This is a genomic window from Enterovibrio calviensis DSM 14347, assembly GCF_000621165.1.
GTDB lineage: Bacteria > Pseudomonadota > Gammaproteobacteria > Enterobacterales > Vibrionaceae > Enterovibrio > Enterovibrio calviensis.
In genome coordinates, this window is record NZ_JHZA01000017.1 from 100135 (window position 1) to 122909 (window position 22775).

General features: G+C 47.5%; 19 protein-coding genes. 6 read left to right on the forward strand and 13 right to left on the reverse strand.

The annotated features are described in order from the left end of the window. Positions 1-83: 83 nt before the first annotated feature. The 7 genes from Q365_RS0114445 to Q365_RS0114475 all read right to left on the reverse strand — a co-directional run bounded on the left by Q365_RS0114445 (position 84) and on the right by Q365_RS0114475 (position 8217). Positions 84-575, reverse strand: a complete 492-nt coding sequence (locus Q365_RS0114445; RefSeq protein ID WP_028024014.1) for a gluconokinase — start codon at positions 573-575, stop codon at positions 84-86. 76 nt (positions 576-651) lie between these two features. Further along, entirely contained in the window at positions 652-1968 is a 1317-nt protein-coding gene (locus Q365_RS0114450; RefSeq protein WP_028024015.1) for a TRAP transporter large permease, read from the reverse strand. After that, the gene (locus tag Q365_RS0114455; RefSeq protein ID WP_028024016.1) at positions 1961-2518 is read right to left on the reverse strand and encodes a TRAP transporter small permease subunit; all 558 of its coding nucleotides are present in this window, start codon (positions 2516-2518) and stop codon (positions 1961-1963) included. Before Q365_RS0114455 ends, Q365_RS0114450 begins: the two co-directional genes overlap by 8 nt. A 77-nt stretch (positions 2519-2595) precedes the next feature. Next, positions 2596-3612: a TRAP transporter substrate-binding protein gene (locus Q365_RS0114460; RefSeq protein ID WP_028024017.1), complete on the reverse strand. Its 1017-nt coding sequence runs from the start codon at positions 3610-3612 to the stop codon at positions 2596-2598. A gap of 369 nt (positions 3613-3981) precedes the next feature. Beyond that, positions 3982-5475 carry a CoA-acylating methylmalonate-semialdehyde dehydrogenase gene (locus Q365_RS0114465; RefSeq protein ID WP_028024018.1) on the reverse strand — a complete coding sequence of 498 codons (1494 nt, stop codon included), beginning with the start codon at positions 5473-5475 and terminating at the stop codon, positions 3982-3984. Between the two features lie 16 nt (positions 5476-5491). Next, positions 5492-6652 carry an iron-containing alcohol dehydrogenase gene (locus Q365_RS0114470; RefSeq protein WP_028024019.1) on the reverse strand — a complete coding sequence of 387 codons (1161 nt, stop codon included), beginning with the start codon at positions 6650-6652 and terminating at the stop codon, positions 5492-5494. Beyond that, positions 6649-8217, reverse strand: coding sequence for a BCCT family transporter (locus Q365_RS0114475; protein WP_028024020.1), 1569 nt, complete (start codon positions 8215-8217; stop codon positions 6649-6651). Before Q365_RS0114475 ends, Q365_RS0114470 begins: the two co-directional genes overlap by 4 nt. Positions 8218-8494: 277 nt before the next feature. On the opposite strand from Q365_RS0114475, the gene Q365_RS0114480 reads away from it, so the two are divergent. Next, a complete protein-coding gene (locus Q365_RS0114480; RefSeq protein ID WP_028024021.1) occupies positions 8495-9421 on the forward strand; it encodes a LysR substrate-binding domain-containing protein in 927 nt (308 codons plus the stop codon). Positions 9422-9578: 157 nt separating this feature from the next. Then, positions 9579-12098: a CoA transferase gene (locus tag Q365_RS0114485; protein ID WP_028024022.1), complete on the forward strand. Its 2520-nt coding sequence runs from the start codon at positions 9579-9581 to the stop codon at positions 12096-12098. Between the two features lie 123 nt (positions 12099-12221). Here the strand turns inward: Q365_RS0114485 and nhaC are convergent, their stop codons facing one another. Together nhaC and Q365_RS0114495 are read right to left on the reverse strand one after the other, a co-directional pair. Further along, the gene (gene nhaC, locus Q365_RS0114490) at positions 12222-13652 is read right to left on the reverse strand and encodes a Na+/H+ antiporter NhaC (RefSeq protein ID WP_028024023.1); all 1431 of its coding nucleotides are present in this window, start codon (positions 13650-13652) and stop codon (positions 12222-12224) included. A gap of 535 nt (positions 13653-14187) precedes the next feature. After that, the gene (locus Q365_RS0114495) at positions 14188-14628 is read right to left on the reverse strand and encodes a hypothetical protein (protein WP_028024024.1); all 441 of its coding nucleotides are present in this window, start codon (positions 14626-14628) and stop codon (positions 14188-14190) included. Positions 14629-14948: 320 nt separating this feature from the next. On the opposite strand from Q365_RS0114495, the gene Q365_RS25750 reads away from it, so the two are divergent. Further along, entirely contained in the window at positions 14949-15851 is a 903-nt protein-coding gene (locus Q365_RS25750) for a patatin-like phospholipase family protein (protein WP_051563801.1), read from the forward strand. A gap of 77 nt (positions 15852-15928) precedes the next feature. Then, entirely contained in the window at positions 15929-16825 is an 897-nt protein-coding gene (locus tag Q365_RS0114505; protein ID WP_028024025.1) for a pyridoxal-phosphate dependent enzyme, read from the forward strand. Between the two features lie 44 nt (positions 16826-16869). On the opposite strand, the gene Q365_RS0114510 is transcribed toward Q365_RS0114505, so the two are convergent. Continuing rightward, positions 16870-17157: a hypothetical protein gene (locus Q365_RS0114510; RefSeq protein WP_028024026.1), complete on the reverse strand. Its 288-nt coding sequence runs from the start codon at positions 17155-17157 to the stop codon at positions 16870-16872. Positions 17158-17272: 115 nt separating this feature from the next. On the opposite strand from Q365_RS0114510, the gene gcvA reads away from it, so the two are divergent. After that, positions 17273-18193 carry a transcriptional regulator GcvA gene (gcvA, locus tag Q365_RS0114515; protein WP_028024027.1) on the forward strand — a complete coding sequence of 307 codons (921 nt, stop codon included), beginning with the start codon at positions 17273-17275 and terminating at the stop codon, positions 18191-18193. Between the two features lie 16 nt (positions 18194-18209). Here the strand turns inward: gcvA and Q365_RS0114520 are convergent, their stop codons facing one another. Continuing rightward, positions 18210-18824 carry an FMN-binding negative transcriptional regulator gene (locus Q365_RS0114520; protein ID WP_028024028.1) on the reverse strand — a complete coding sequence of 205 codons (615 nt, stop codon included), beginning with the start codon at positions 18822-18824 and terminating at the stop codon, positions 18210-18212. A gap of 60 nt (positions 18825-18884) precedes the next feature. Next, positions 18885-19664: a hypothetical protein gene (locus Q365_RS26725; protein WP_155859012.1), complete on the reverse strand. Its 780-nt coding sequence runs from the start codon at positions 19662-19664 to the stop codon at positions 18885-18887. Between the two features lie 305 nt (positions 19665-19969). On the opposite strand from Q365_RS26725, the gene Q365_RS0114535 reads away from it, so the two are divergent. Continuing rightward, positions 19970-22183: an EAL domain-containing protein gene (locus Q365_RS0114535; RefSeq protein WP_051563802.1), complete on the forward strand. Its 2214-nt coding sequence runs from the start codon at positions 19970-19972 to the stop codon at positions 22181-22183. Between the two features lie 209 nt (positions 22184-22392). Here the strand turns inward: Q365_RS0114535 and Q365_RS0114540 are convergent, their stop codons facing one another. Continuing rightward, on the reverse strand, positions 22393-22743 hold the full coding sequence (locus tag Q365_RS0114540; RefSeq protein WP_028024031.1) for a hypothetical protein: 351 nt from the start codon (positions 22741-22743) through the stop codon (positions 22393-22395). Between the last annotated feature and the right edge of the window lie 32 nt (positions 22744-22775).

A 22775-nucleotide genomic window follows, 5' to 3' on the forward strand; every position in this document is an offset into this window, starting at 1 on the left:
AACGTTGCTGATTTCAAATCAGTAGCCTGCTTGTCTTAGAGCTATGGGTAGGTCGTGTTTCGCGCTAACCGTGCAAAATGTTGTTAGTTCTGCAGTGCACGCATTACTGCATTGACCACATCTTCAGCGTTATGAGTAATATCGATGAAAATGGCTTCATCAAGTGTGGGTTCGACGAGGGTTTCGAATTGGCTTTTCAGCATGTCTTCCCCATTAAAATAGTGGTCGGTACGCTGTTTGTGACGTGACCAAATCGTATCGAAATCGCCGCGCAAAAAAACAATGATCATGTCTTCATTATTCTGGCGTAACGTCTCTCGGTACTCATTTTTTAGCGCAGAACAAGCGATGACGACCTCATCGTTGTTAACAAACAGCCTGTTAAGCGTGCGAAGCCAGCCCTGACGATCTGCATCACTCAAAGGGATCCCTTGGCGCATTTTCTTCACGTTTTTTTCTGGATGGTAATCATCGCCGTCATAAAAAGGGACTGCGAGCCTTTGAGCAATGAGGCTACCAATCAAGCTCTTTCCAGAGCCTGATACGCCCATCAATAGAATCTTCTTCGGTTTCATCTGAATCGATATCCTCTGGCCTTGAGCCACCTGGCGAGACATGAAAAAGCGACGGCTTTACTAGAATTCACTCTCATTATTTCCACCACATAGCGAGTTGAGGGAATGCGATGGTCAGGGTCAGCACGCAGATTTGCAGCGCGATGAACGGCAACAAAGAGCTGAAAATCTCTCCCAGACTAATGTCTTTTGGGGCAACGGATTTGAGGTAAAACGCGGCTGGGCCAAATGGCGGTGATAAGAAAGACACTTGCATGTTGAGGCAGAACACGACGCCAAACCAAATCGGGTCATACCCGAGTTCGGTGATCATCGGAACAAAGATTGGCATGGTGAGCAGCGCCACTCCCACCCAATCCAGAAACATGCCGAGCACTAGCAAGATAAGCATCATGATCAGGAGGGTGGACAGTGCCCCACCGCCACTGAGTGAGAAGATAACGTCGCCGACAAAATCAATCCCACCCATCAAGTTGTAAATGCCCACGAGGGCGCTGGCCCCAATGCCTATCCAAATGATCATGCCGCATGTGCGCATCGTGGCGATAGCACTGTCTCTCATCATGGGGAAGTTTAACTCTCCACGTATCCATGCACTCGCCATGATGCCAATGACGCCAAGCGCCGAGGCTTCAGTGACCGAAGCAATGCCGGAATAGATACTGCCCAGCACCACTGCGACAGAAAGCAATGGGAAAAACAGCGCCTTCATGTAGCTGATTTCTTCCTCTTCTTCTGCATCAAACTCCGCGGTGTCTGGGGCGAGGGAAGGGTCTAGATAACAACGGATCAGCACATAGGCGACGTAGAAACTTGCCAATAGCAAGGCTGGGACAAATGAGGCTTTAAACAAATCCCCAATCGAGACACTTGCAGTCATGCCGTAGATGATCAACACGATACTAGGCGGCAGCATGGTGCCCAATGCACCGCCCGCGCAGGTTGTGCCGATCGCGAGCTTTCGGTTATACCCCAAGCGCAGCATCTGCGGCAAAGCGAGAATACCAAGCAACACGGTTTCGCCGCCAATGACGCCACTCATGGAAGCGAGAACAACAGCTACTAGTAGGGTTTGCACAGCGACCCCGCCACGCACGCGGCGTCCAATTACCCGCATGGCGTTGAACAGATCTTTTGCGATGCCTGAACGGTCGAGAATCGAAGCCATGAGCACGAACATCGGCACAGCAAGAAACACATAGCCGGAAACAAAACTGTAGGTGCGGCTGGCAATGAGTGGCAATGCATCTGGGCCAAACCAACCTAAGGTAAAGAACAGCGCGACGAACCCAGTTACGAAGGCAAGCTGCATCCCCGTAAGCAACAACGCGATCATCATTCCTAGCATGAGAATGCTGCCCCAACCGAGGCCGATTGAGGACAATTCAAACATCTTTGGATTTCCTAAAACTGCTGACTTCTTGAATGAGGTGTAACGTAAATTGAATCACCAACACGCATAACACAGCGAAGAGTAGACCTTTAAGCAAGGCTGGATAAGGGGCATTAAGCACAGAACCTGACGTTTCAAGGCGCAGGTCACCCCAAGGCGCAAACCAAGATTCTTCAGCGGTGAAGTAGGCCGAATAAGCCAGCATGCCAGCAAACGCGAGACCAACGATGTGATGGAAGATATTGAGGTAGCGTCGCTTTTTCGCAGATACCGCATCATAAATCAGTACCACGCGAACATGTCTGTTGGTCGCGAACGCATAGATGCCACCAAAAATGAAAAGTGAGCCTCCAATAAACGAAGCGGTCTCATGTACCCAAGTTGTCGGTGCATTAAAGGCATAGCGCATGACAACTTCGTAGAAAGAGATCAATGCAGTGACAATAAAGAGAAGACTGAGCAGATTGCCGATACGAACAATAGCCCGATCTAGCGCATTACGGGGCGCGTTTTCATCTGCTTGAGCTGACGCGGGTGGTTTATCATCCATAACAATTCTTCCCAAAGATGAAGAGGGCAAACGCCCTCTTCGGGTCAACCATGTGTACTTTCAACAAACATGTGTGCTTACAACAAACCGTTGGAGGTTAGGAACGTCGTGACAGAGTCATAGACTTTTTGCGCGTTAGGAGAACGCTCTGCAAACACCTTCCATTGTGTCTTCGCGATTTCACGGAATTTCTTACGTTCATCGTCTGACCAATTGTGGATGGTGATGTTTGGATTGTTCTGCGCTTCGGTCAATGCCGCTTGGTCAGCAATTTTTAGTTGGGTGGTAATGTCGTAAGAAAAGTCCCGCACCGACGTTTGCAGAATTTGCTGAAGATCGGCGGGCATGGAATCCCATTTCTTCTGCGAGATGGAGACGTCAATAAGCGGCAGAGAGTGGAAGCCGGGTTGAACAGGATGCGTTGCAATGTCATTCATGCCCGCTTTTTGGTTGGTGGAGAACACCGTGTAATCAGCCGCGTCGATCACGCCTTTGCTCAAGCCTGTGAACACTTCGGAACCGGGGAGGTTAACGGGTGTTGCGCCTGCTGCGGCAAACACTTGCTGTACCAAGCCTTCAGGCGCTCTGAGTTTCAGGCCCTTAAGATCATCAACACCATCTAATGGTTTTTTCGAAATGAAGGATTCTACGCCCGTGGTCGATGCGCCAATGAATTTCACACCATAAGGCGCGTAAAGCTCAGTCATTAACTCGTTGCCGCCACCGTAGTTCATGTATTGCAGCAATTGAGTGGTGTCTGACCACGCGCCAACCATGTTGCCAATTAAACCAAATGCAGGGTCTTTGCCGGAGAAATAACCTGTCGCGGTGATATGGCCGTCGAGGATGCCTAATTTGATCGAACCTAATGTTTCAGTATGCTTAACAATAGAGCCGACAGGCAGCAAGTCGATATCGATTCTGCCATTCGACATTTGTTCGACACGCTCTGCCCAATCTTGCTGGATTTTGAAGTTAAGGTCGCCTGACGGATCAGAGGACTGAATTTTTAAATTAAAATCAGCGGCTAAGGTTGATGCAGAAAAGAGGCCAGTGACAGTAGCAGCTAACAAAGCTTTAGATAGCATGTTCATTTCAGAGGTATCCTTATGGGTTCCACGTTGGAAAATAACAGCGTTTCCACTGAAGGTTTCTTGTTCTGTTTGTTACGAATGTTACCGGTAACTTTGCAATAGTGTTACCGGTAACTTAATTCCCTTCCGAGATCTAGATCCCAAATTCGGCCTTTGGTTAATTTTATGTTAACTAGCTGCGTGTGTGGCGCGCGTAAGAGGTGCGAATTATTGGCGGGGTAAATTGTTTAAAATTAGCGGCTTGTGGTGCTTTTGTTGTTGGTAGCTGAGTGGAAAAAACACAAAACAAGAAGAAAGAAAACGCCCAAAACCGGTTGAATGGTTTTGGGCGCTGTTTATTTCTACTTGCTGATTAAGCAGGTAGTGCGGTTAGAGTGTTGGCATGGAGAACACCGCACCTTCGCGAACATTGGCTGATGGCCAACGCTGTGTGATCGTTTTTCTGCGGGTGTAGAACTTCACCGAGTCCGGACCATAGGCATGCAAATCACCAAACAGGGATTGCTTCCAACCCCCAAAGCTGTGGTAGGCAACCGGCACAGGTAGTGGCACATTGATCCCAACCATGCCGACTTTGATGTTGTCTGAGAAGTATCTCGCGGCTTCCCCGTCACGGGTGAAGATGCAAGTGCCGTTGCCGTACTCATGGTTGTCGATGAGCGTCATGGCTTCTTGCATTGAATCGACGCGAACAATTTGCATAACAGGGCCAAAGATCTCTTCTTGGTAGCTCGTCATGTTCGGCATCACGTTGTCAATCAATGTTGGGCCAACAAAGTATCCGCTTTCATAGCCTTCTACTGCGGGATTTCTGCCATCAACCACAAGGGTCGCTCCGTCACTTTCGGCAGAAGAAATATAGCCGTTCACTTTCTCTTTGTGCTCGCGACTGATAACAGGACCGAAGTCGTTGTCGTTATCATAAAATGCGCCCACACGAAGTTCGTCCAGTTTTGGTTTGAGCATCGCTGCCAAGTTATCTGCCGTTTCTTGGCCGACAACAACAGCCACTGACAGCGCCATGCAACGTTCGCCGCTAGAGCCATATGCAGCGCCAACCAATTGATTCGCAGCATTTTCGAGATCGCAATCTGGCATGACGATCGCGTGGTTTTTCGCCCCGCCCAACGCTTGGCAGCGCTTACCGTTTTGTGTGGCTTGCTCATAGATATATTTGGCAATCGGCGTACTACCAACAAAGCTCACCGCCTCAATGCCTTTGTGCGTTAGCAGGCCATCTACCACAGATTTACCGCCTTGAAGAACCTGCATCACACCATCAGGAAGGCCAGCTTCTTTGAGCAACTTCGCAATGAACAACGAAGTGCTTGGATCTTTTTCTGATGGCTTGAGGATAAAGCAGTTACCGCATACCAAGGCCATTGGGAACATCCACAGTGGCACCATCGCTGGGAAGTTGAACGGTGTGATACCCGCTACAACACCCAGAGGTTGATGCTCTGACCATGAGTCAATGGAAGGGCCGACATTCTTGCTGTATTCACCTTTTAGCAACTCTGCTGCTGCACAGGCATACTCGACGTTTTCGATACCGCGTTGCAGTTCGCCCGCTGCGTCGTGCGCAATCTTGCCGTGTTCTTCGCCAATGAGTCGGCAGATTTCATCTTTATTTTCTTCAAGCAACTGCTTGTATTTAAACATGATGCGCGCACGTTTAATGGCGGGCTGGTCGCGCCATGCTTGAAACGCGGCGTTAGCGACATCAACCGCTTCGTTAACAAGAGCGTCGGGTGCGAGCATTAGCTCGCGGATCGCTTCCCCAGTTGCTGGGTTATAAACCGGTTGCGTGCCTGCGTTGTCTTCGCGCAACTCGCCGTTAATGAGGTGTCCAATATTTTCCATGGGTGGCTTCCTTTTCTTAAGACCAAAGGCCTCGATACAATGATTTCATTTCTTCTGGGTCGGGAACTCTTGGGTTGTTCGCGGGTGATCCTGATGCCAGTGCTTGCTCGATCATGGTGTCGACCACTGATTCAAAGTTGTCACGCGTCACGCCAAACTCTTCCAATGTTGGGACTTTGAGCTCTTGATTGATCGCAGCGAGTTCTTCCACCAAACGCGTATTAGCAACATCAATTGGATCTGCCGCACTGGCCAGCCCCATCGCGACGGCACACTGTGCATAGCGCTCCGGTGCTTCTTGAATGGAGAAGGCGGTAATGCTTGGCAAAAGCATGGCGTTTGATAGACCGTGAGGAACGTGGAAGAACGCACCAATCGGGCGGCTCATTCCGTGAACTAAGGCAACGGAGGCATTGGAAAACGCAATCCCTGCTAATGTTGCGCCTCGCATCATGGCTTCGCGGGCATTGGTATCGCTGCCGTTGTGGTAAACCGTGCGAAGGTTAGGTGCAATCAATCGCATCGCTTCGAGCGCATTGAAGTCACTAAACGCACTGGCTTTGCGGCTGACGTAGGCTTCAATGGCGTGGGTTAATGCGTCGATGCCGGTATCTGCCGTAATGCGTGCGGGCAATGACATGGTCAATTCATAATCCACGATCGCCGCAGTAGGGGAGAAGCCTAATCCAACACACAGCATTTTCTCGTCGGTGGCGTCATCAGTGATCACGGTAAACTTGGTCACTTCAGAGCCGGTCCCCGCCGTGGTCGGAATGGCAATAATCGGTAAACCTTGCTCATTCACAATGCGCGGGACTTTGTAGTCACGCATTTTTCCGCCGAAGTGAGCAAGAATCGCAATGGCCTTGGCACTGTCTATGGCGCTGCCGCCGCCGAGCGCAATTAAACAATCGAACCCGCCGTCTTTAGCGATTTGTACTGCTTCATCGACCGAACTCGCCGTCGGCTCTGGGATGGTGTCTGCATACACGCGAGATTCAATATCTGCTTGGGTGAGCAATTGTTGAACCTTATCGGCATAACCAAACTGCACCATGGTTTTATCGGTGATTAACAGCACGCGTGATGCGTTTAAGTTCTTGACCAAATCAGGCGTACGAGCGATCGCGCCGCCGCCAATTTCCATCATTCTTGGTAAGGTGACTGATGCGCTCATTTTGTCGCTCCTATTACGTCTGGTTTTCCTGGAAGGGGTTCGCTGCGTAGCGCTCGGTAAAGTCCAATAACGGTCGCAATCACAACAAAGGAATAGGGCAAGGCGGCCACTATGGATGCGGTTTGAAGTGCGCCCAGTCCACCCGCAAGCAGTAGAACGGCAGCCACAAAACCAATCGCCATGCCCCAGAAGATACGGTAGCGGGTAGGTGGATTATCACTGCCCATTGAAACGAGTGTACAAATAACCAAGGTCGCTGAGTCCGCAGATGTGACGAAGTAAGTCACCAACATAATGGTACAGATAGATGCCCCGATCGTGGTGAGGACAGTGCCGACGTCCATAAATTCTATGGTCTTAAATAATGCCAACGTGAGGTCACTGTTCACGGCGTCGACCACGCCTCCTTGTCCGAACAATTCAATGAACATGGCCGTGTTGCCGAAGATGGTGATCCAAAATGTAGCCAATAGTGTTGGAGCAAGTAATACGCCGAGAATGAATTCACGGATGGTGCGTCCACGGGAAATACGCGCAATGAAGATGCCACAAAACGGTGCCCATGCAATCCACCATCCCCAATAGAAAATGGTCCAAGAGCCCTGCCAAGTGTGCTCAGGATCAGGGTCAACCCAGAGGCCGAGTGACGTGAAGTTCAGCAAGTAGTCACCGAGATTGGTAAAGAACGAACCGATGACATAAGCCGTTGGGCCAAGGATGATAAAGAAAGCGAGCATCACGACGGTGAGTTGCATGTTGAGTTCGCTGAGAATACGAATGCCTTTGTTGACGCCGGTAATCACAGAGAAGGTGGCGATCATGGAGATCACAACAATGAGCACGACCTGAACCGTGGTGCTGATTTCAATGCCAAATAAATAGTTGAGACCCGCATTCATTTGTTGCGCGCCGAGGCCGAGTGACGTGGCAATACCAAATACCGTCCCAAAGACAGCAAGCAGATCGGCGGCATGCCCAATCGGTCCGTAGATTTTGTCGCCAAGTAAAGGGTAAAGACCGGAGCGAATAGAAAGAGGAAGACCTTTGCGATATGAGAAGTAGGCGAGTGATAGTCCACAAAGTGCAAATAAGCCCCAACCATGGAGACCCCAGTGGAAGATGCTTAGTCGCATCGCTATCTGAGCTGCATCAATGGATGATGTGCCTTCTGTAATGAAAGGGTTGCTCTGAAGGTGGTACATAGGCTCGGCAATACTCCAGAACAGAATGCCTATACCAATACCTGCGCCGAATAGCATGGAGAACCATGAGAAAAAGCCAAACTCCGGTTTTTCATCATCTTTCCCCAACCGGATGCTTCCATAGCGACTGAAAACGAGATAGATAGATATAAATAAGAATATGCTCATTAATCCGACGTAGTACCAAGCCAAATTGGTTGCGATATAATTCTTTGACGCAGAATAAACGCCACTTGCGTGTTCTGGAGCTAACGTGGTGTAAATAACAAACAATATAATAAGAAAGGAAGACCCTGTGGCCATTACAGGGTTTACCCCCGCAAATATTCCTTTTTTATTATTCCTACTTATCTCATTGCCCATTGCAACACTCCTTGTTAAAGCATGTTCTTATGATTTTTAGTGACGATTGTCACGTTATGTTGTTATTGTCTGGTTTCCTTAACGTCTCTAATCTTTCCAATTTTCCATTGTTCATATTTAAAGCCAGCTAAACATCTACGTTCACGCTCATTTAGACAATCAAAAAAATTACAGCCATTGGCATAAGAAAATTTATACATCTAAATAGACGCTTAATTTATTGCGCAAATTACGTTTTATTGAGTTACATTGAAAAAGTACTTACAAGGACGTAAACATGAAAAAGAGACTTCCCCCATTGAATTGGCTTCGCTCTTTTGAGGCCGCAGCAAGGCACTTAAGTTTTACCCATGCATCGCAAGAGCTGCACATCACTCAGGCGGCGATGAGCCAGCAAATCAAAGGCCTAGAGAGCCAGTTAGGTACGGCGCTTTTTGTGCGTCTTCCGCGTGGCCTTCAATTAACCGAGGCGGGGGCGGCCTATATGCCTGTAGTGCATGATGCCATTGAGAAACTTTCTGAGGTTACTGAAGAACTCTTTGGTCAGGGTAGGTCTAAGCTTCTGAATATTAGAGTTAATCTGGTGTTTTTTATTCATTGGCTCGCCCCGAGATTAGAAGCCTTTACCGAGAAACATCCTGAAGTGAACCTCAAAGTGACCAGTAATATCTGGGTGAACAATCGCCATGGTTCGAACGATTGCGATTTGGAAGTCACTCACGGAAATGGGCGCTGGCCGCACTTGACTGCACATCGATTAACGTGGGACACCTTAACCCCTGTGTGCAGTAAGCAATACGCAGCACGGCTTCCCGAAAACATTACTCCTGAGGCGCTGTTAAAAGAGAAATTGCTGCATGTCATTGGTTATGAGGATGGCTGGGGGCACTGGTTTACCAGTATGGGATTACCCTATGCAGAGTTTCAACAAGGCAGCCAATATGACACCTTGGTAAATGCATTAGAAGTGGCTATTAATCATGGTGGTATTGCACTTGGTCGTAGTAGTTTGGTGAAAAGATATATTAATGAGGAAAGGCTTGTTCGCTTATTTGAGACAGATGTAACGACAAAAGAAGCTTTCTATCTTGTTAGTTCAAATTCAAGGGTTTTACATCCTCACGCCAAGTTGTTTATTGATTGGATGCTAATGGAAGTCGAATTGGATTCGACGAATAATGATTACAGGGATTTATATAATTAAAGTTGTCTCGTATTAATTTTTTATACGCCGAGCCCTAATTTTTATTAATAGTCGTTTATTTTTATGCAACCTATCATTGCCTGTAATGAAACTCCGACTCTGTGAGTAGGAGGTTTCTCATTTCAGGTAAACATCTCTATGGTAGGAGCATAAATAAATGAGAAATACACTGCCGCTTGCAGGAATCAACGTTGTGGACTTTGGGCAATATATCGCAGGCCCTGCTGTAGCAATGATTCTTGCCGATTTAGGTGCCAATGTTGTGCATATCGACCCACTTGGTGGCCCTATGTGGGATGATCCCGCAAATGCGGTTCTAAACCGAAACAAACTGTGTATTGAGCTGGACTTGCAAACCAGCGAGGGGCGAGAGAAAGCCCTGTATCTCTGTGCTTCTGCAGACATCATCATCGAAAACTTCCGCCCAGGAAAACTTCAAGGACTCGGCATTGATTTCGATTCACTTCGAGAAGCCGATCCAAGGCTCATTACCTTGTCTATGCCCGGTTTTGCTTCCAATGACACCCTAAGAAGAGAATGGAAAGCCACTGAAGCGGTGATTGCCGCCAGCTCGGGTGTTTATACCGACATGGGTTTTAACCGTGTTCTGATGGGCTGTAATCCAAGCTTTTCTCCGTTAACGTTAGGGTCAGCGTATGCGACAACGCTTGCCGCCAGTGCTGCATCGCTTGCCCTGTATGCACGCGAAAAAAGCGGCCGCGGCGATCACATCGAAGTCCCTATTGCTGCCGCTCTGATGGAAGGGCTGTCATATAACTCAATCGTGATTGAAGGGATGCCAGAGCGTTACCACACCATGCGTGAAAATGAGATTGCTCATCGTCGCGAACATGGGCTGGAAATGGATGTGACCTATGAGGAATTACAAGAATTTCTTGATCCGTTTTTCCGCACCTACGAATGCAAAGATGGCCGTTTTTTCTACGTTGTTTGTCCGTCACACCGTAATCATGCAAAACGCTGTCTGGAGCTTGCTGGGCTTTATGATGAGCTGGTTGAAGAAGGGCTTCCAGATGTGGAGAACTTGTACTTGCCTATCGCTGAGTGGGATGGTGAGACCTCAATCGGTGTGTACCCATTACCTAAAAAATGGGCAGATATTATTGCCGCTAAAATGAAGCGCGCTTTTTTGACCAAAACCTCTGAAGAGTGGGGCGTGCTATTTGGTGAGCATGGCATTCCTGGTGCGCCTCATCGCTCTACGCAAGAATGGATGCATAATCCACATAACGTCGAAAGCGGCCTGACTGTCACTGTGAACGATGAAAACTATGGTGAAATGAAACAACCCGGGCCGCTCGTTTGGTTTGAAGGTATGGGCGAGGAGCTGTGCGACATGTCACCTCGTCAGTACGGTGATTTTAATGATGCAAAATATCTCTTTTCTTTCCGTTCAGAACCTACGCGGAACACCGCTTCTCTCGATGAAGAGAATGGCCAACAAGACGGTACCAATCCCCTTTGGCTAGACGGTGTGCGTGTACTCGACCTCACCAATGTCATTGCAGGGCCACATTCAACAGGGTTCTTGGCGCGCTTTGGAGCCAAAGTGACAAAACTGGATCCGACCAAATCGCTTTACGATCCGCTCATTGGTGTATTGTTTAGCTTCTTGTCTAACTGCGGAAAAGAAAGCCTATTGATGGATATGCTGACTGACCAAGGTAAAACTATTTTTGAGCAACTGGTCAAAGAGAGCGACGTGGTTGTGATCAACGCACCAGAGCGTCAAGTTGAGGCGCTAGGGCTAAGCGATGCTCGGTTAAAAGCGATTAATCCCAATGTGATATTTTGTCGCTTAGATTGCTTTGGCGGCCCTAAGCGTGGCCTAAAAACCGATTACATTGGCTATGACGATATTATCCAAGCCAATAGCGGGATCATGAGTCGTTTTGGTGGGGCGCAAACCCCAGAGGAACATGCACATATCGGCACTCTCGATGTGAATTGCGGCTTTGCTGGTGGTTTGAGTATTGCAGTGGCTTTGTATCACCGTGAGAAAACGGGCCAAGCGTTACGTGCTAGAACATCATTGTCTTCGACCACTAACCTTGCGCAGATAAAATATAGCCATGACTACGCAGGCCGCGCGCCGTTTAACGAGCCATCAGGCCGAGAGGCACTGGGCTACAATAGCCTGTCACATATTTATCCGACATCCGACGGTTGGTTGTATCTTGATGCGTCTGAAAAAGATCTTGCGACATTTGAGCTGCTTAAGCACTTTCAAGGAATCTCATCACGTGATGATGCAGAGCGAAAAGCGTTTATCGCTGGCGCGTTGGCAAAGCAGTCATGCGATTACTGGATGAACACCTTCTGTGAGCTGGACATTGGCGCGGCTGAAATAAAGAGCATTGAATGGCTTCGCGAAAAGTACAGCCGAAAAAGTGACGGGAAAGTGGGTAGTGACCTAGGAAGCTACGCATTCTCTGTTTATGAGGACCACCCAAGCGGCTTAGAAACCACCACGGTCGATCATTACGCTATTCGTCCTTCTCACGCAGAGATCATCGCATTGAAACCGACGGAAAGGTTTGGCACGTCAAGCCGCGAGGTTCTCTCTCGTTTGTCGTTAGATGATGATGCGATTCAAGCCCTTATCAATGGCGGGATTGTGAGTGAAGGGTGGTCAGAAGCCTTCTTGCCTAACTAATCGTTAGTTGGATATTTGGATATTCAGTTGTGTAGATAATGGTTTAAGCAAAATGTAGAAATGATAATGGCGCTCAATGAGCGCCATTTTTTTGGTGACTATTTCTGCTTATGCTGACCGCAATTATAAATCACGCTCAACACTCGATTCACGGGGTTCTTCGTCGTCTGTTTTCCAAATCGTCCAACCCATCACGCCAAATATTATGGTCACGATTGGAGAGATCCAGCAGAAGAAATTGAAGGGTAAATACGCAAGCGTCGCGACACCCAATGTGGCTGCTTGATAGGCACCACCGGAGTTCCAAGGAACAAGGTTTGCGGTCACTGTGGCGGAGTCTTCAACCGCGCGTGAGAGGTTTTCTGGCGCAAGCCCTCGTTCTCGATAAGCCTCAGAGTAACTGCGCGCCGTCATTACAATCGCCATATATTGGTCACACAAAATCAAGTTTGCGCCAATGGCGGTTAATACTGTCGACACGATCAGTGAGCCGGTAGATTTCGCAGCAGATAGGATTTTGTCCGCGATCACGCGAAGCTGGTTGGTTCGCTCCATCACGCCGCCAAACATCATGGCAACAATGATCAAACTGATGGTGTACATCATCGAATCCATACCGCCGCGAGAAAGCAGTGAATCCACATCGGAGACGCCCGTTTCTGAGGTGAAACCACCAAACGCAACACTTGCAATCGCGTTGTAATCTGCGCCTTGCAGGCTGGCTGCACAAATCGCACCCGCGATGACGCCCAGTGCAATGCCGGGAATCGCAGGCATTTTCTTGTAAGACACACCAAGCACAATCAAAAGAGGCAGAAAGAGAACTGGGTTGATGAAGAAAGTGCTGTCTAACGTGGTGAGAATAGTGTCTATGCGTTCTATGTTGCTGCTGCTCGCACTGTATTGAAGCCCAAGCATGATCTCGATGACCAACGTAATACTGATCGACACGCCTGTAGTGTACGACATGTGCTTAATGTGGGTAAAAAGGTCAGTGCCAGCCATCGCGGGGGCGAGATTGGTGGTGTCAGACAGTGGTGACATTTTGTCGCCAAAGTACGCACCAGATAACACCGCTCCGGCCACGAGCGGCAAAGGGAAACCTAAACCACCGCCGACGCCCATGAGTGCAACACCAATGGTGCCCGTTGTGCCCCAGCTGGTGCCTGTCGCGAGAGAGGTGACGGCACAGATGATCACACAAGCAGGCAAGAAAATTTCAGGCGCAAGCACTTGCAACCCGTAGTAAATCAGCGTGGGTACAACCCCAGCGAGAATCCAAACCCCAATGAGTGAGCCTACAATCATGAGAATAATCATCGCGGGGAGCGCGTTGTATATGCCGTTCACCATGCCTGCTTGAATGTCCTTCCATTGAAAGCCACATCGAAGCGCGACAATACAGGCGACAATGACCCCGAGAAGCATGGGTATCTGCGGGTCTAATCCATAGATGACGATTGATATACTGATACCAAACACGAGTGATAAGAGTGAGATGATGGCTTCCCATAGAAGCGGTGCTCTTGCACCTTCAGGAATATCCGTCTTCATGTTACCTCCAGTTGTTTACATTTTTTGACCGGAAAATGCCGCATTCTTAATCTAGGTTCATGCATTTTGTGAACGGAAAAAGACGCGGTTTCTGATAAAGCACGGGTGTTATACCAATCAGATTAAGTAGGCGATGGGTACTCGAAAGCCATGCCGAAGGCGCTAATGGCCTGACATTTCTATTCTCGTTTTGGCGGGAGATCGTATCCGTCATAGGAAACCCACTACGATGAATCAAGCGCTTTCATCGAAGAACACTGCACATGCTTATTATTATTTGCTAAGGGCAAAAGCTCGCTAGCTATTCTTTAGCAAGGTTTGTTGCTTGCTTCATTCATCGTATGCGTCATGACGAGATAAGTGGTGTTGTAGATGCGAGACGTAGAGAGGTTTTGTTGCTATTTGATGACGCTTTGTTTGCAGGATATATCAAATACTGTTGAAACTGAGCGTTAGCGTCAAGCTGGCGCTGTATACGAACTGCCTGAATCCTGCGCCTTCAGGTTGCTTGCGGTAGTCAGTACGGAGAAAAGAATTAGTGAAATACCGTGTGATTCGTGAATGAGAGACTCTCACAAATGTCGAGAGCTAGTGCGACGTCGGCTTCGTCATCCACGTAGATACCTAACTGAATGTAATTGGTGTGCGAAAAAGCAAAGCAATACACGGACGCTACGCTGTAGTCGTTGGTTTCTTCAAACAAGCGATAACGATAAAAGATAAGCCCCTCTTTTTCGGTCTGTTCAACGTCAAACGCTTTCTCAGCTTGCTCTTCAGCGATCCACTCTAGCGCTTCTTCGCGAGATTCTTCCGGTTCAATACCCCAAACCGAACACCATATCGTCAAGCCTGACTTCCATATCACTAAGTCTTCTTCTTCCATTTTGCTCTGGAATGCTGACGGTAGCGTGACAGTCCATTCATCAGTGAGTGCGGTGGTGCCTGAAACTGTCGAACTTTCAATATCATTGTGCATGTGAGTGAAAACGCCTGCGTAAATGCATGGAACAAGATAAGAGATTGCGAAGCCTACCATTTAAGGCATGTTGGCGTCTTGTTATCACTTAATTTTGTGCACCACGACTGTCGGTATACAAGTCCGGTAGGGAGTCAATTCTGATGATAAAACAGTCAAAAAACAGCAAAGGGGAGCGAAATTGATTGAAGCCGTTTGCGATTCGTTTTCAAATGGGTTTGAACAATCAACCTTGTGTTTTCCGCGCATCTTCAGGTTGTTTAGGTATATACCCAAGCATCTTCAGCTGTTCGGGTATACATGAAAATAGGGAGGTTTGTTTGAACACAGTCGGTGAAAGGGCGCTAGTTGTCGAAGGTGGCGCAATGCGAGGGATTTTCTCGTGTGGTGTGCTTGATCATTTCCTGGCTCACGGTTTCTCCCCGTTTGACAGCTTTTGGGGGGTATCTGCGGGTGCGAGTAATCTTGCGGCTTACCTTGCGAACATGCCCGGACGAAACCGTAAAATTTATCTCGACTATAGTCTTCGCAAAGAATTCATTCGACCGGGGAAATTTGCCTTGGGCGGTGATTTGATGGATCTCGATTGGATGTGGAATATCACGCTTAAAGAACTCGGTATTGATAAAGAGGTATTGCGCGCAGATCCAAGGCCTTTCTTTCTCGGCGTCACTCGACAAGATACGGGGCAAGCGGAATACCTTACTCCACATATCGACATGCTCGTCGAGACGATGAAAGCCAGTAGCGCGTTGCCCGTGATGTATCGACATGGCGTCGATCTCGAAGGTATCAGATATGTCGATGGTGGCGTGGCGGATGCAATACCCGTTGCTGAAGCGATTCGACGTGGCGTAACCAAAATCATGGTGCTCCGAAGCCGTCCAAACAGTTATCGAAAATCTGCCCCGAAGTTTGCCAGTCTAACCAAACGTTTATTGAAAGATTATCCAAGTCTCATTGAACCCATGCTAACGCGTCATCTGCGATATAACGCCGCCCTGACACTGATCAATAACCCGCCAGAAGGTGTCACCATCATAGAAGTGTGCCCGCCTGAGAACTTTAGCCTTAAACGCTTGAGTCGAAATGCGGATTCACTTGAACAAGCATATGGCATTGGTGTTGTTGCAGGGCAAGAAGCCATTGAACGTTGGAAGCAAGAACCAGAAGAATCGCTCGCTTGTTGTTCATCGGCTGTCGAAGATCAAACAAACGGCTGATAGCGGTTGGTTGAGTTGTTATTGTTGGAGGGAAGGGCAGGTATAATGCCCGCTTGTTAAATCGTTAGTATTTGTCCATGAAGCTTGCCAATAGCCCTGTCACACAGCACATGTTTGAAGATATTCCGTTCTTTCTAAAACGGGATGATTTACTTCACAGCCAATTTTCCGGTAACAAGGCGCGGAAACTGATGTCGCTATTGCAGCATGATGACCCGAATATAACGCATTTGATCGGCTATGGTTCGCCTCAAGCTAACTCGTTGCTTTCTCTGGCGGCGCTGGCGGCGATAAAAGGCTGGCAGCTAGAGTTCTATGTTGACCGTATCCCAAGCTGGCTTAAATCACGTCCGATTGGCAACTACCGCGGTGCGCTCGACCTAGGTGCAAAAGTCATCGCCATGTCGGACATTTGCGCAGAGTCTATGCACCCCGAAGCCTTTATCAAGAAACACCGACAAGATGAACATCACTTGTTAGTGCCTGAAGGTGGTCGATCGCCCATTGCAGAAGCGGGTGTGAAAACATTGGCCGATGAAATTGTAGAGTGGTCGCGATTCAATCAAGACAAACCAATTGTCGTCGCTCTGCCTTCAGGAACAGGCACCACGGCGTTGTATCTGAATAAGCATTTGACTGAACATGGCATCGAGGTGCTGACGTGCCCGTGTGTTGGGGGCGAAGACTACTTAATCGCGCAATTCAATGAGCTTAATGAAGCCAACCATCCGAACGTGTTAACACGCAACCAGAAACACCATTTTGGTAAATTGTACGAGGCGGATTATCGTGTCTGGCAATCGCTATTGGAACAAACCCATATCGAGTTTGATCTTTTGTATGACCCGCTAATGTGGCGCTGTTTGCTGGAATGGTACCCACAAAACACGGATAAACAGCTGTTGTACATTCACCAAGGTGGAGTGCTGGGTAATGAAAGCATGCTGCCGAGATACCAGCGCAAGTTTGATTAACACTGCTGGCGTGATTTGGTTGCATTGACTGGCAGACAGTCTTCTTATCGTCTTCCTGATTCACGCATCGTCATTGCGCTCCGGTGGCTGTGTTTCTTAGTCATGGCGACAATATCTTCTTGCTGTAATCCGATGTCCTCCAAAAGGTACGCCGGGTAGTCGGCCACTTCGCGATAGACATCTTCTTTTACTTTTTTTATCTGGTAGGCTCGGATTTTTCCGTCAACAGCATTGAACAATTTGAGCACGAGATGGCTAACCAGTGAGGACGTAGATGCGCTTTGATTAAATGGCATTACTAGCAATGTGTGTTTTGGATTCAGTGGTTTCATGTTTAACCCTCCAGTGTAACTTGCGTTAGATTTTCTTATCTGTTGGTTGATGATGGGATAACCTGCTATGTTCTACAAACGAGTATTCCTTACATCGAATTAGAAAATCTTAATCATGGAAGATCATTTACCTCCACTCAACGCGTTACGGGCTTTTGAAAGTGTTGCCCGACTACTCAGTATCAAGGCGGCAGCTGAAGAGTTGCATGTCACGCCTGCCGCAGTGAGCCAGCAGATTAAATCCCTTGAGAACTACTTAGACGTGCAATTGCTTGAACGAAGGGTGAGATCGTTAGCGCTCACTGAAGCTGGGGAGCAATTGTTCCCGTTCATGGAGGAGGGCTTTTCAAAACTTGAGGAAGGCGTCAGGCAATTACGGCGTAGACAACAGAGTAACGAATTGGTGGTCAGCGCATCACCGACATTCGCTGCTAAATGGTTGTTACCAAGGCTAGGGAGCTTCTACAAAGCCTATCCAAAGGTTCGATTGCGTGTGGACGCCTGTGAGAGTCTGGTTAATTTTCGATCTGATGGTGTGGATGTGGCGTTAAGATATGGGCGAGGTGGATATCCTAATCTTTTCTGCCAGACGCTGATACCTGAAGAAGTGATACCAGTGTGCAGCCCTGCATTGTTGAACGGCCTCAAACCTTTGCATAAACCGGATGACCTGAGACATCACATGCTGCTCCGTTCAGCGTGGCAAACGGGTCAGGAGAGTGCGCCGTGCTGGGGGATGTGGCTAAGGGCTGCTGGTCTTACGGATATCGATCCAGACGCAGGGCATCATTTTTCGTCGGAGTTTTTGACACTCCAAGCTGCTATTGAAGGTCAAGGAGTGGCGTTGACCGCCAAGGCGTTGGTGACACAAGACATAGAAGCAGGCAAATTGGTCTATCCATTTGGTGAAGACTTTAACCAGCTTATAGCATTTAGCTATTTCTTCGTTTGCCCTGAGTCGCATCTGCGCTTAGAGAAAGTTCAGGCGTTCAAGCAGTGGATAGAAAAAGAGCTTCAAGATGCGTCTAAACACTGACCAGCATCGGTTGTTGTTATCTGCCAACGCCTACGTTTAACTTTTTCATGTGGTTGGCTAAAGCAAGATTGTCTAAATCACTTGAGTTTGAAAGGGCATCAAAAACGCCAACTTGATCTTCTTTTTTCCTTTGTTGGCCTAGCTTTAATTTACCTTCAATTTTGGAAAGTTCAATTTTGAAGCCTACAATTCCGGATAGTAATTTATCTCTAAATTCATCCGTCACGATATCTCGTTTGACCAATAGCTCAGGCTCATATTTCTTTACCACTTCCTCTATTGCATTTAGTGTTTCTTCGTCGTCTAACAGAGAAACAACGCCATAAGCATGCACCGCTGAATAATTCCATGTCGGTACTCCTGGAGATTTAGCATACCAACTCGGCGATATATAACTGTGAGGGCCGGTGAAAACGACTAGGACTTCAGCGTTATCAAACTCTTTCCAGTGGCTATTCACTTTTGCACAATGAGCATAAAGCGTTCCATTTTCACCTTCATTTTTGTGCAACACAAAAGGGATGTGGGTTCCCGTTAGTGATTTCGATACGATCAGGCCGAAACCAAACTCATCAATGAAGTCATGCACGATTGATGGGTCATCCATTTTTATTTTGCTCGGAATATACATGTGTTTCCCTTTCAGACTAAACAGTTAGCACCTGGATCATGAGCTTCGAAGACCTGCTGGTTAACTTGCTGTAATGTTGAAGTTTTTAGCTCTTCTCTTGAGTTGCTGCAAGCCCGTTTGATTTAGTATCGCTAAAATCGCTGCGATAGAAAAAGCCAAACCAAAACCTAAGCTTGGGGCAGTTAAAGCGACAATATAAAAATACAACCACATACTCAACAGTCCTTGTTTCATCGACTTTAAAGATCTGATTGTATGTAAGGCTGAAAAGTTTTTGTGAGTGAATATGGCAATCGTAGAACCTGCAATGGGAAACACTGTAAATAATCCACTATACGTTTCGCCCAATGCGTCAGAAAACCCTGTAATTAGGAAGACTAAGAAAAATGCCAATACCATACGGCACGTAATTTCTAAACTGGATGAGCGAGTAAGCAGAGACTGACTCTTTATTTCAGGCGAGTAATAGATTTGCAAAATAACGACAAAAACCGAAAGCAATGCTGACGAATGAAGACTCAAATTTATTGTGCTGAGTATTAAGACTACCAAGCCATATGAGAAAAGAGACAGCGTGATCGTTGCCGGCCAAGTAAAGCGAGAACAAAGCCAGGAATACGTGAAGCAGAAGGTTGATAACGCCGAAATGCCCGCAATCGTTGCGTTTGCAGCTTCTAAGGTAAACTGACTTCCATTTTCAAGGTAGATAAACCACAAGATTGGTCCCGAAATGACGGGAAAGTCAGAGAGCACCCCAGCAGTTGCTGTACCTCTAAACCTACCAACGAGAGCAATTATCGCGATAAAAGATGGGACAAGAAAAAGCTTTAAAATCAACAAATCATGACCAAGGTATACGCATAAGGTGCTGTTTTATATTATTGGGATTTAAGCGAGTCGTTTGCTGTGCACAGAAATGCGACAAGGAGGGGCATTTATACACAGCAGCTATTTCCAATGGAAAACGCTTCCCAAAGTGATGGTTTGAGTCATGACCAATTCGGATTGCGCTGCAGCGTTTTACTGCTTACCCTATATCGTCACTACTAATACACACGCCGCATTGTGTGAAAACATGGGCATCTTTGCTTTCGACTAGGTCTTAACTTGCTACGCTTTTCGGAACATACAATGCGGACAAGGCCATGCCAATCGAAGCACGCTTGCAATCTCTCGCGACGCGAATACACGCTCAAATGCAACACCCTCTGTTTGTGCATGTCGCCATATTTTTTGGCACGTTAGCGAGTTTCTATTTTTCTTCATTTTTTACGTACCAACCGAAGCACTATTTTGTTCTTTCGTTCGTGAATGCATTTGTTGCTGCAGGAATGTTGCTTATTGGGGCACGCGCTCTGCCCGCTATCATTTTGGCCTTGGTTGTTCATTGGGTATTGTTTGTCGATGTGACGATGGGGTATGCGGTTATGTTTTCGCTGACTCTTCCTATTCCGCCAATTCTGGTGAGCCTAGTACACCTTTCTGCCATCAAGCAGGTGAAACAGCAGAGCAGTGTTTTGTTGATGTCGAGTGTCTACTTCCTGCTGTTTGGTTTGGTTCTCCCTTTGCTACAAGCGGCGTTGCTGTTGCTGGTTTCTTCGCTCGGTAACGTCGATTTGAGCGCGGAGTTTATGCTGCTTTCATCGTCGAGTGTTGCTTTGACGCACATGATCCTCACGCCGATCATTTTCCTATTGCTGAGCGTGTTGTTTGGTTCAGGGAAAGACAAATATATCGCGATGGATAAAGAGATATTCGAGATGAATAGCACGGTGTGGAGCTATCGTGTGTGGTTGGCATTGATCATATTTACATTGTCATCCATTGCCTTCTTAACCGAGTCACTGCTGCTTTATTCGCTATGGTTTTTATTCTTAGTGATTATATTTGTGGGGATTGGCCGTTTTGGGATCATTCGCCCTATGGTGCTTGGCCTAATGGTGGTGGGCGTGATGTTGTATAACGCCACGGCTAAGGTGAATGATGCGTGGGCATACGATGATAGGTACGTGGGTCTAATCGAGGTTCTCGTCGCTTTTGTCGTGCTTGCTTACATTCACGGGAGTTCGACCATACGGAGCTTCATTCTCGCTCAGGAAAAAATTCGTAGCGAACGAACGGACCCTTACACGGGGCTCTATAATCTTGCCCAGTTGAGAGATGATATTGCGACCTGCCAGCAGCCCATTTTGGTGTTTCTTGATTTGTGGCCCACCTTGTCGAAATTGGCGGGAATTGGTCATAGTGGTCAGACTCAGTTGCTGATTCAAATTACACGAAACCTTTTTGCCACCCGCTCAGATATCAAACGCGCCTATCGACCGCCTTTCACCACGGGTGTGTTATTCATTCTTCCTATGACAAACAACATCCAACGGGAGCTTGTTTCTGTCAGCGCGATGTTGGATGAATTTCAGTTTTACTGGAAAGGTACATCTATCAGCTTGGTCTCTCATACTTTGCATTGCTTGACGCTTTCCGATGACAAGGACTTGGATACCAAGATCTCGACCTTTTGTGATCAGCCATATTATGCACATCAGAAAATACTGTGGTTTGAGGATAACGCGCTTTCAGCGGCAAGAGTGTCACGTTTGGTGAAGGTACAGCATGCCATCAAGCACAATGAGTTTGTGCTCTATTGCCAGCCATATCGCCATCTACAAGGGTCAAATTCAGCCAGCCACTTTGAAGTGCTGTTGAGGTTGCATCCTGCGGATGGCAGCCAGCTAGAGCCTGCGGAATTTTTCCCAATGATCAATGAGTTTGGGGTGGAAGAACAGTTGGACAAATGGGTGATTGAAAATACGTTCAAGCAGTTGTCTGAAAGTCTGTCTCACTGGGCGTCAGTCAACCGCTGCGCCATTAATTTAACGGCGAAGTCTCTTAATGACGAGGAGTTATCGTCGTTCGTGATCAAGCTGGCTGAGAAGTACGAGATCCCATTGGATCGCATTTGCTTTGAAATCACAGAATCTGCCGCGCTAGTGAATGAAGCACAAGCTATTGCCACTGTCGAAGCCCTCAAGTTGGCAGGGTGTAACATCGCGCTGGATGATTTTGGAACTGGCTATGCGAGCTTTGCGTACTTGCGACGTATTCCTGTCACGGTACTAAAAATTGATGGGGAGTTTATTCGCGATCTACTGACGAACCCAACGGATCGATTGATCGTTGAATCGCTGCACTTGGTGGCCAACAACATGTCGTTAGTCACGGTGGCAGAATACGTTGAGACGGAAGCACATGCTGATTTGTTGAAAGAGATTGGCATTGATTACGCCCAGGGGTTTGGTATGGCAAAGCCGCTTCCATTGAGTGAGCATATCAAAACCATGAATGCATCAATGAGCTACTAAAAACCCTGTGAGCAATTAACAACTATGTGAGCAATTAAAAGCTATGTGAGCAATTAACAGCTATGTCAGTAAATCACACCTATGTGCGTATTGGAGATAGAAAGTGGGGGAGTGATTTGCGGAGGCGGAATAAAAAAGCCCTAGAATAAATATTCTTAGGGCTTTTACGGTGCCAATATCTTGTGCATCACCAGCGAGTAGGGCGAAGATTAGCTGCGTTTTGGCAGCTTGTAGATACGGCCAGCGGCAGCGTAAGTGTCACGGCCTTTAATGTCGAATTGAGTGTAGAAGAACCAAGCTACGAACACGATCACGTCTTCGCCCACGTTCATTACGTGGTCAACGAATTCTTCTTCTTCGCCATCGTCATTCATGTCAGTAAATACATGATAAACGCGGTTTTCTCCGTCCATTTCGGCAAGAGAGAACTGGCCAGTAAGCGCTGTTGCGGCTTCTGCAACGTTCTCATCTTCACTTGCTTTCAGCATGTTGAGTGCATCAGGCAGGCTGGTGGTTTCGCACAAAGCTTTTACCAGCGTTTCAAAATCTTGTTGTTCCATTGAGGAATCCAACCTGTTACTTCTATGAATAA

Bases quoted from the DNA above. Each gene is read 5' to 3' on its own strand.
- Q365_RS0114460 (WP_028024017.1), bottom strand. From the start codon at position 3,612: ATGAACATGCTATCTAAAGCTTTGTTAGCTGCTACTGTCACTGGCCTC.
- Q365_RS0114505 (WP_028024025.1), top strand. From the start codon at position 15,929: ATGAAGCTTGCCAATAGCCCTGTCACACAGCACATGTTTGAAGATATT.
- Q365_RS0114470 (WP_028024019.1), bottom strand. From the start codon at position 6,652: ATGAGCGCATCAGTCACCTTACCAAGAATGATGGAAATTGGCGGCGGC.
- Q365_RS0114455 (WP_028024016.1), bottom strand. From the start codon at position 2,518: ATGGATGATAAACCACCCGCGTCAGCTCAAGCAGATGAAAACGCGCCC.
- Q365_RS0114495 (WP_028024024.1), bottom strand. From the start codon at position 14,628: ATGCACAATGATATTGAAAGTTCGACAGTTTCAGGCACCACCGCACTC.
- Q365_RS0114475 (WP_028024020.1), bottom strand. From the start codon at position 8,217: ATGGGCAATGAGATAAGTAGGAATAATAAAAAAGGAATATTTGCGGGG.
- Q365_RS0114520 (WP_028024028.1), bottom strand. From the start codon at position 18,824: ATGTATATTCCGAGCAAAATAAAAATGGATGACCCATCAATCGTGCAT.
- Q365_RS0114535 (WP_051563802.1), top strand. From the start codon at position 19,970: ATGCCAATCGAAGCACGCTTGCAATCTCTCGCGACGCGAATACACGCT.
- Q365_RS0114480 (WP_028024021.1), top strand. From the start codon at position 8,495: ATGAAAAAGAGACTTCCCCCATTGAATTGGCTTCGCTCTTTTGAGGCC.
- nhaC (WP_028024023.1), bottom strand. From the start codon at position 13,652: ATGAAGACGGATATTCCTGAAGGTGCAAGAGCACCGCTTCTATGGGAA.
- Q365_RS0114450 (WP_028024015.1), bottom strand. From the start codon at position 1,968: ATGTTTGAATTGTCCTCAATCGGCCTCGGTTGGGGCAGCATTCTCATG.
- Q365_RS0114465 (WP_028024018.1), bottom strand. From the start codon at position 5,475: ATGGAAAATATTGGACACCTCATTAACGGCGAGTTGCGCGAAGACAAC.
- Q365_RS0114540 (WP_028024031.1), bottom strand. From the start codon at position 22,743: ATGGAACAACAAGATTTTGAAACGCTGGTAAAAGCTTTGTGCGAAACC.
- Q365_RS0114510 (WP_028024026.1), bottom strand. From the start codon at position 17,157: ATGAAACCACTGAATCCAAAACACACATTGCTAGTAATGCCATTTAAT.
- Q365_RS0114485 (WP_028024022.1), top strand. From the start codon at position 9,579: ATGAGAAATACACTGCCGCTTGCAGGAATCAACGTTGTGGACTTTGGG.
- gcvA (WP_028024027.1), top strand. From the start codon at position 17,273: ATGGAAGATCATTTACCTCCACTCAACGCGTTACGGGCTTTTGAAAGT.
- Q365_RS0114445 (WP_028024014.1), bottom strand. From the start codon at position 575: ATGAAACCGAAGAAGATTCTATTGATGGGCGTATCAGGCTCTGGAAAG.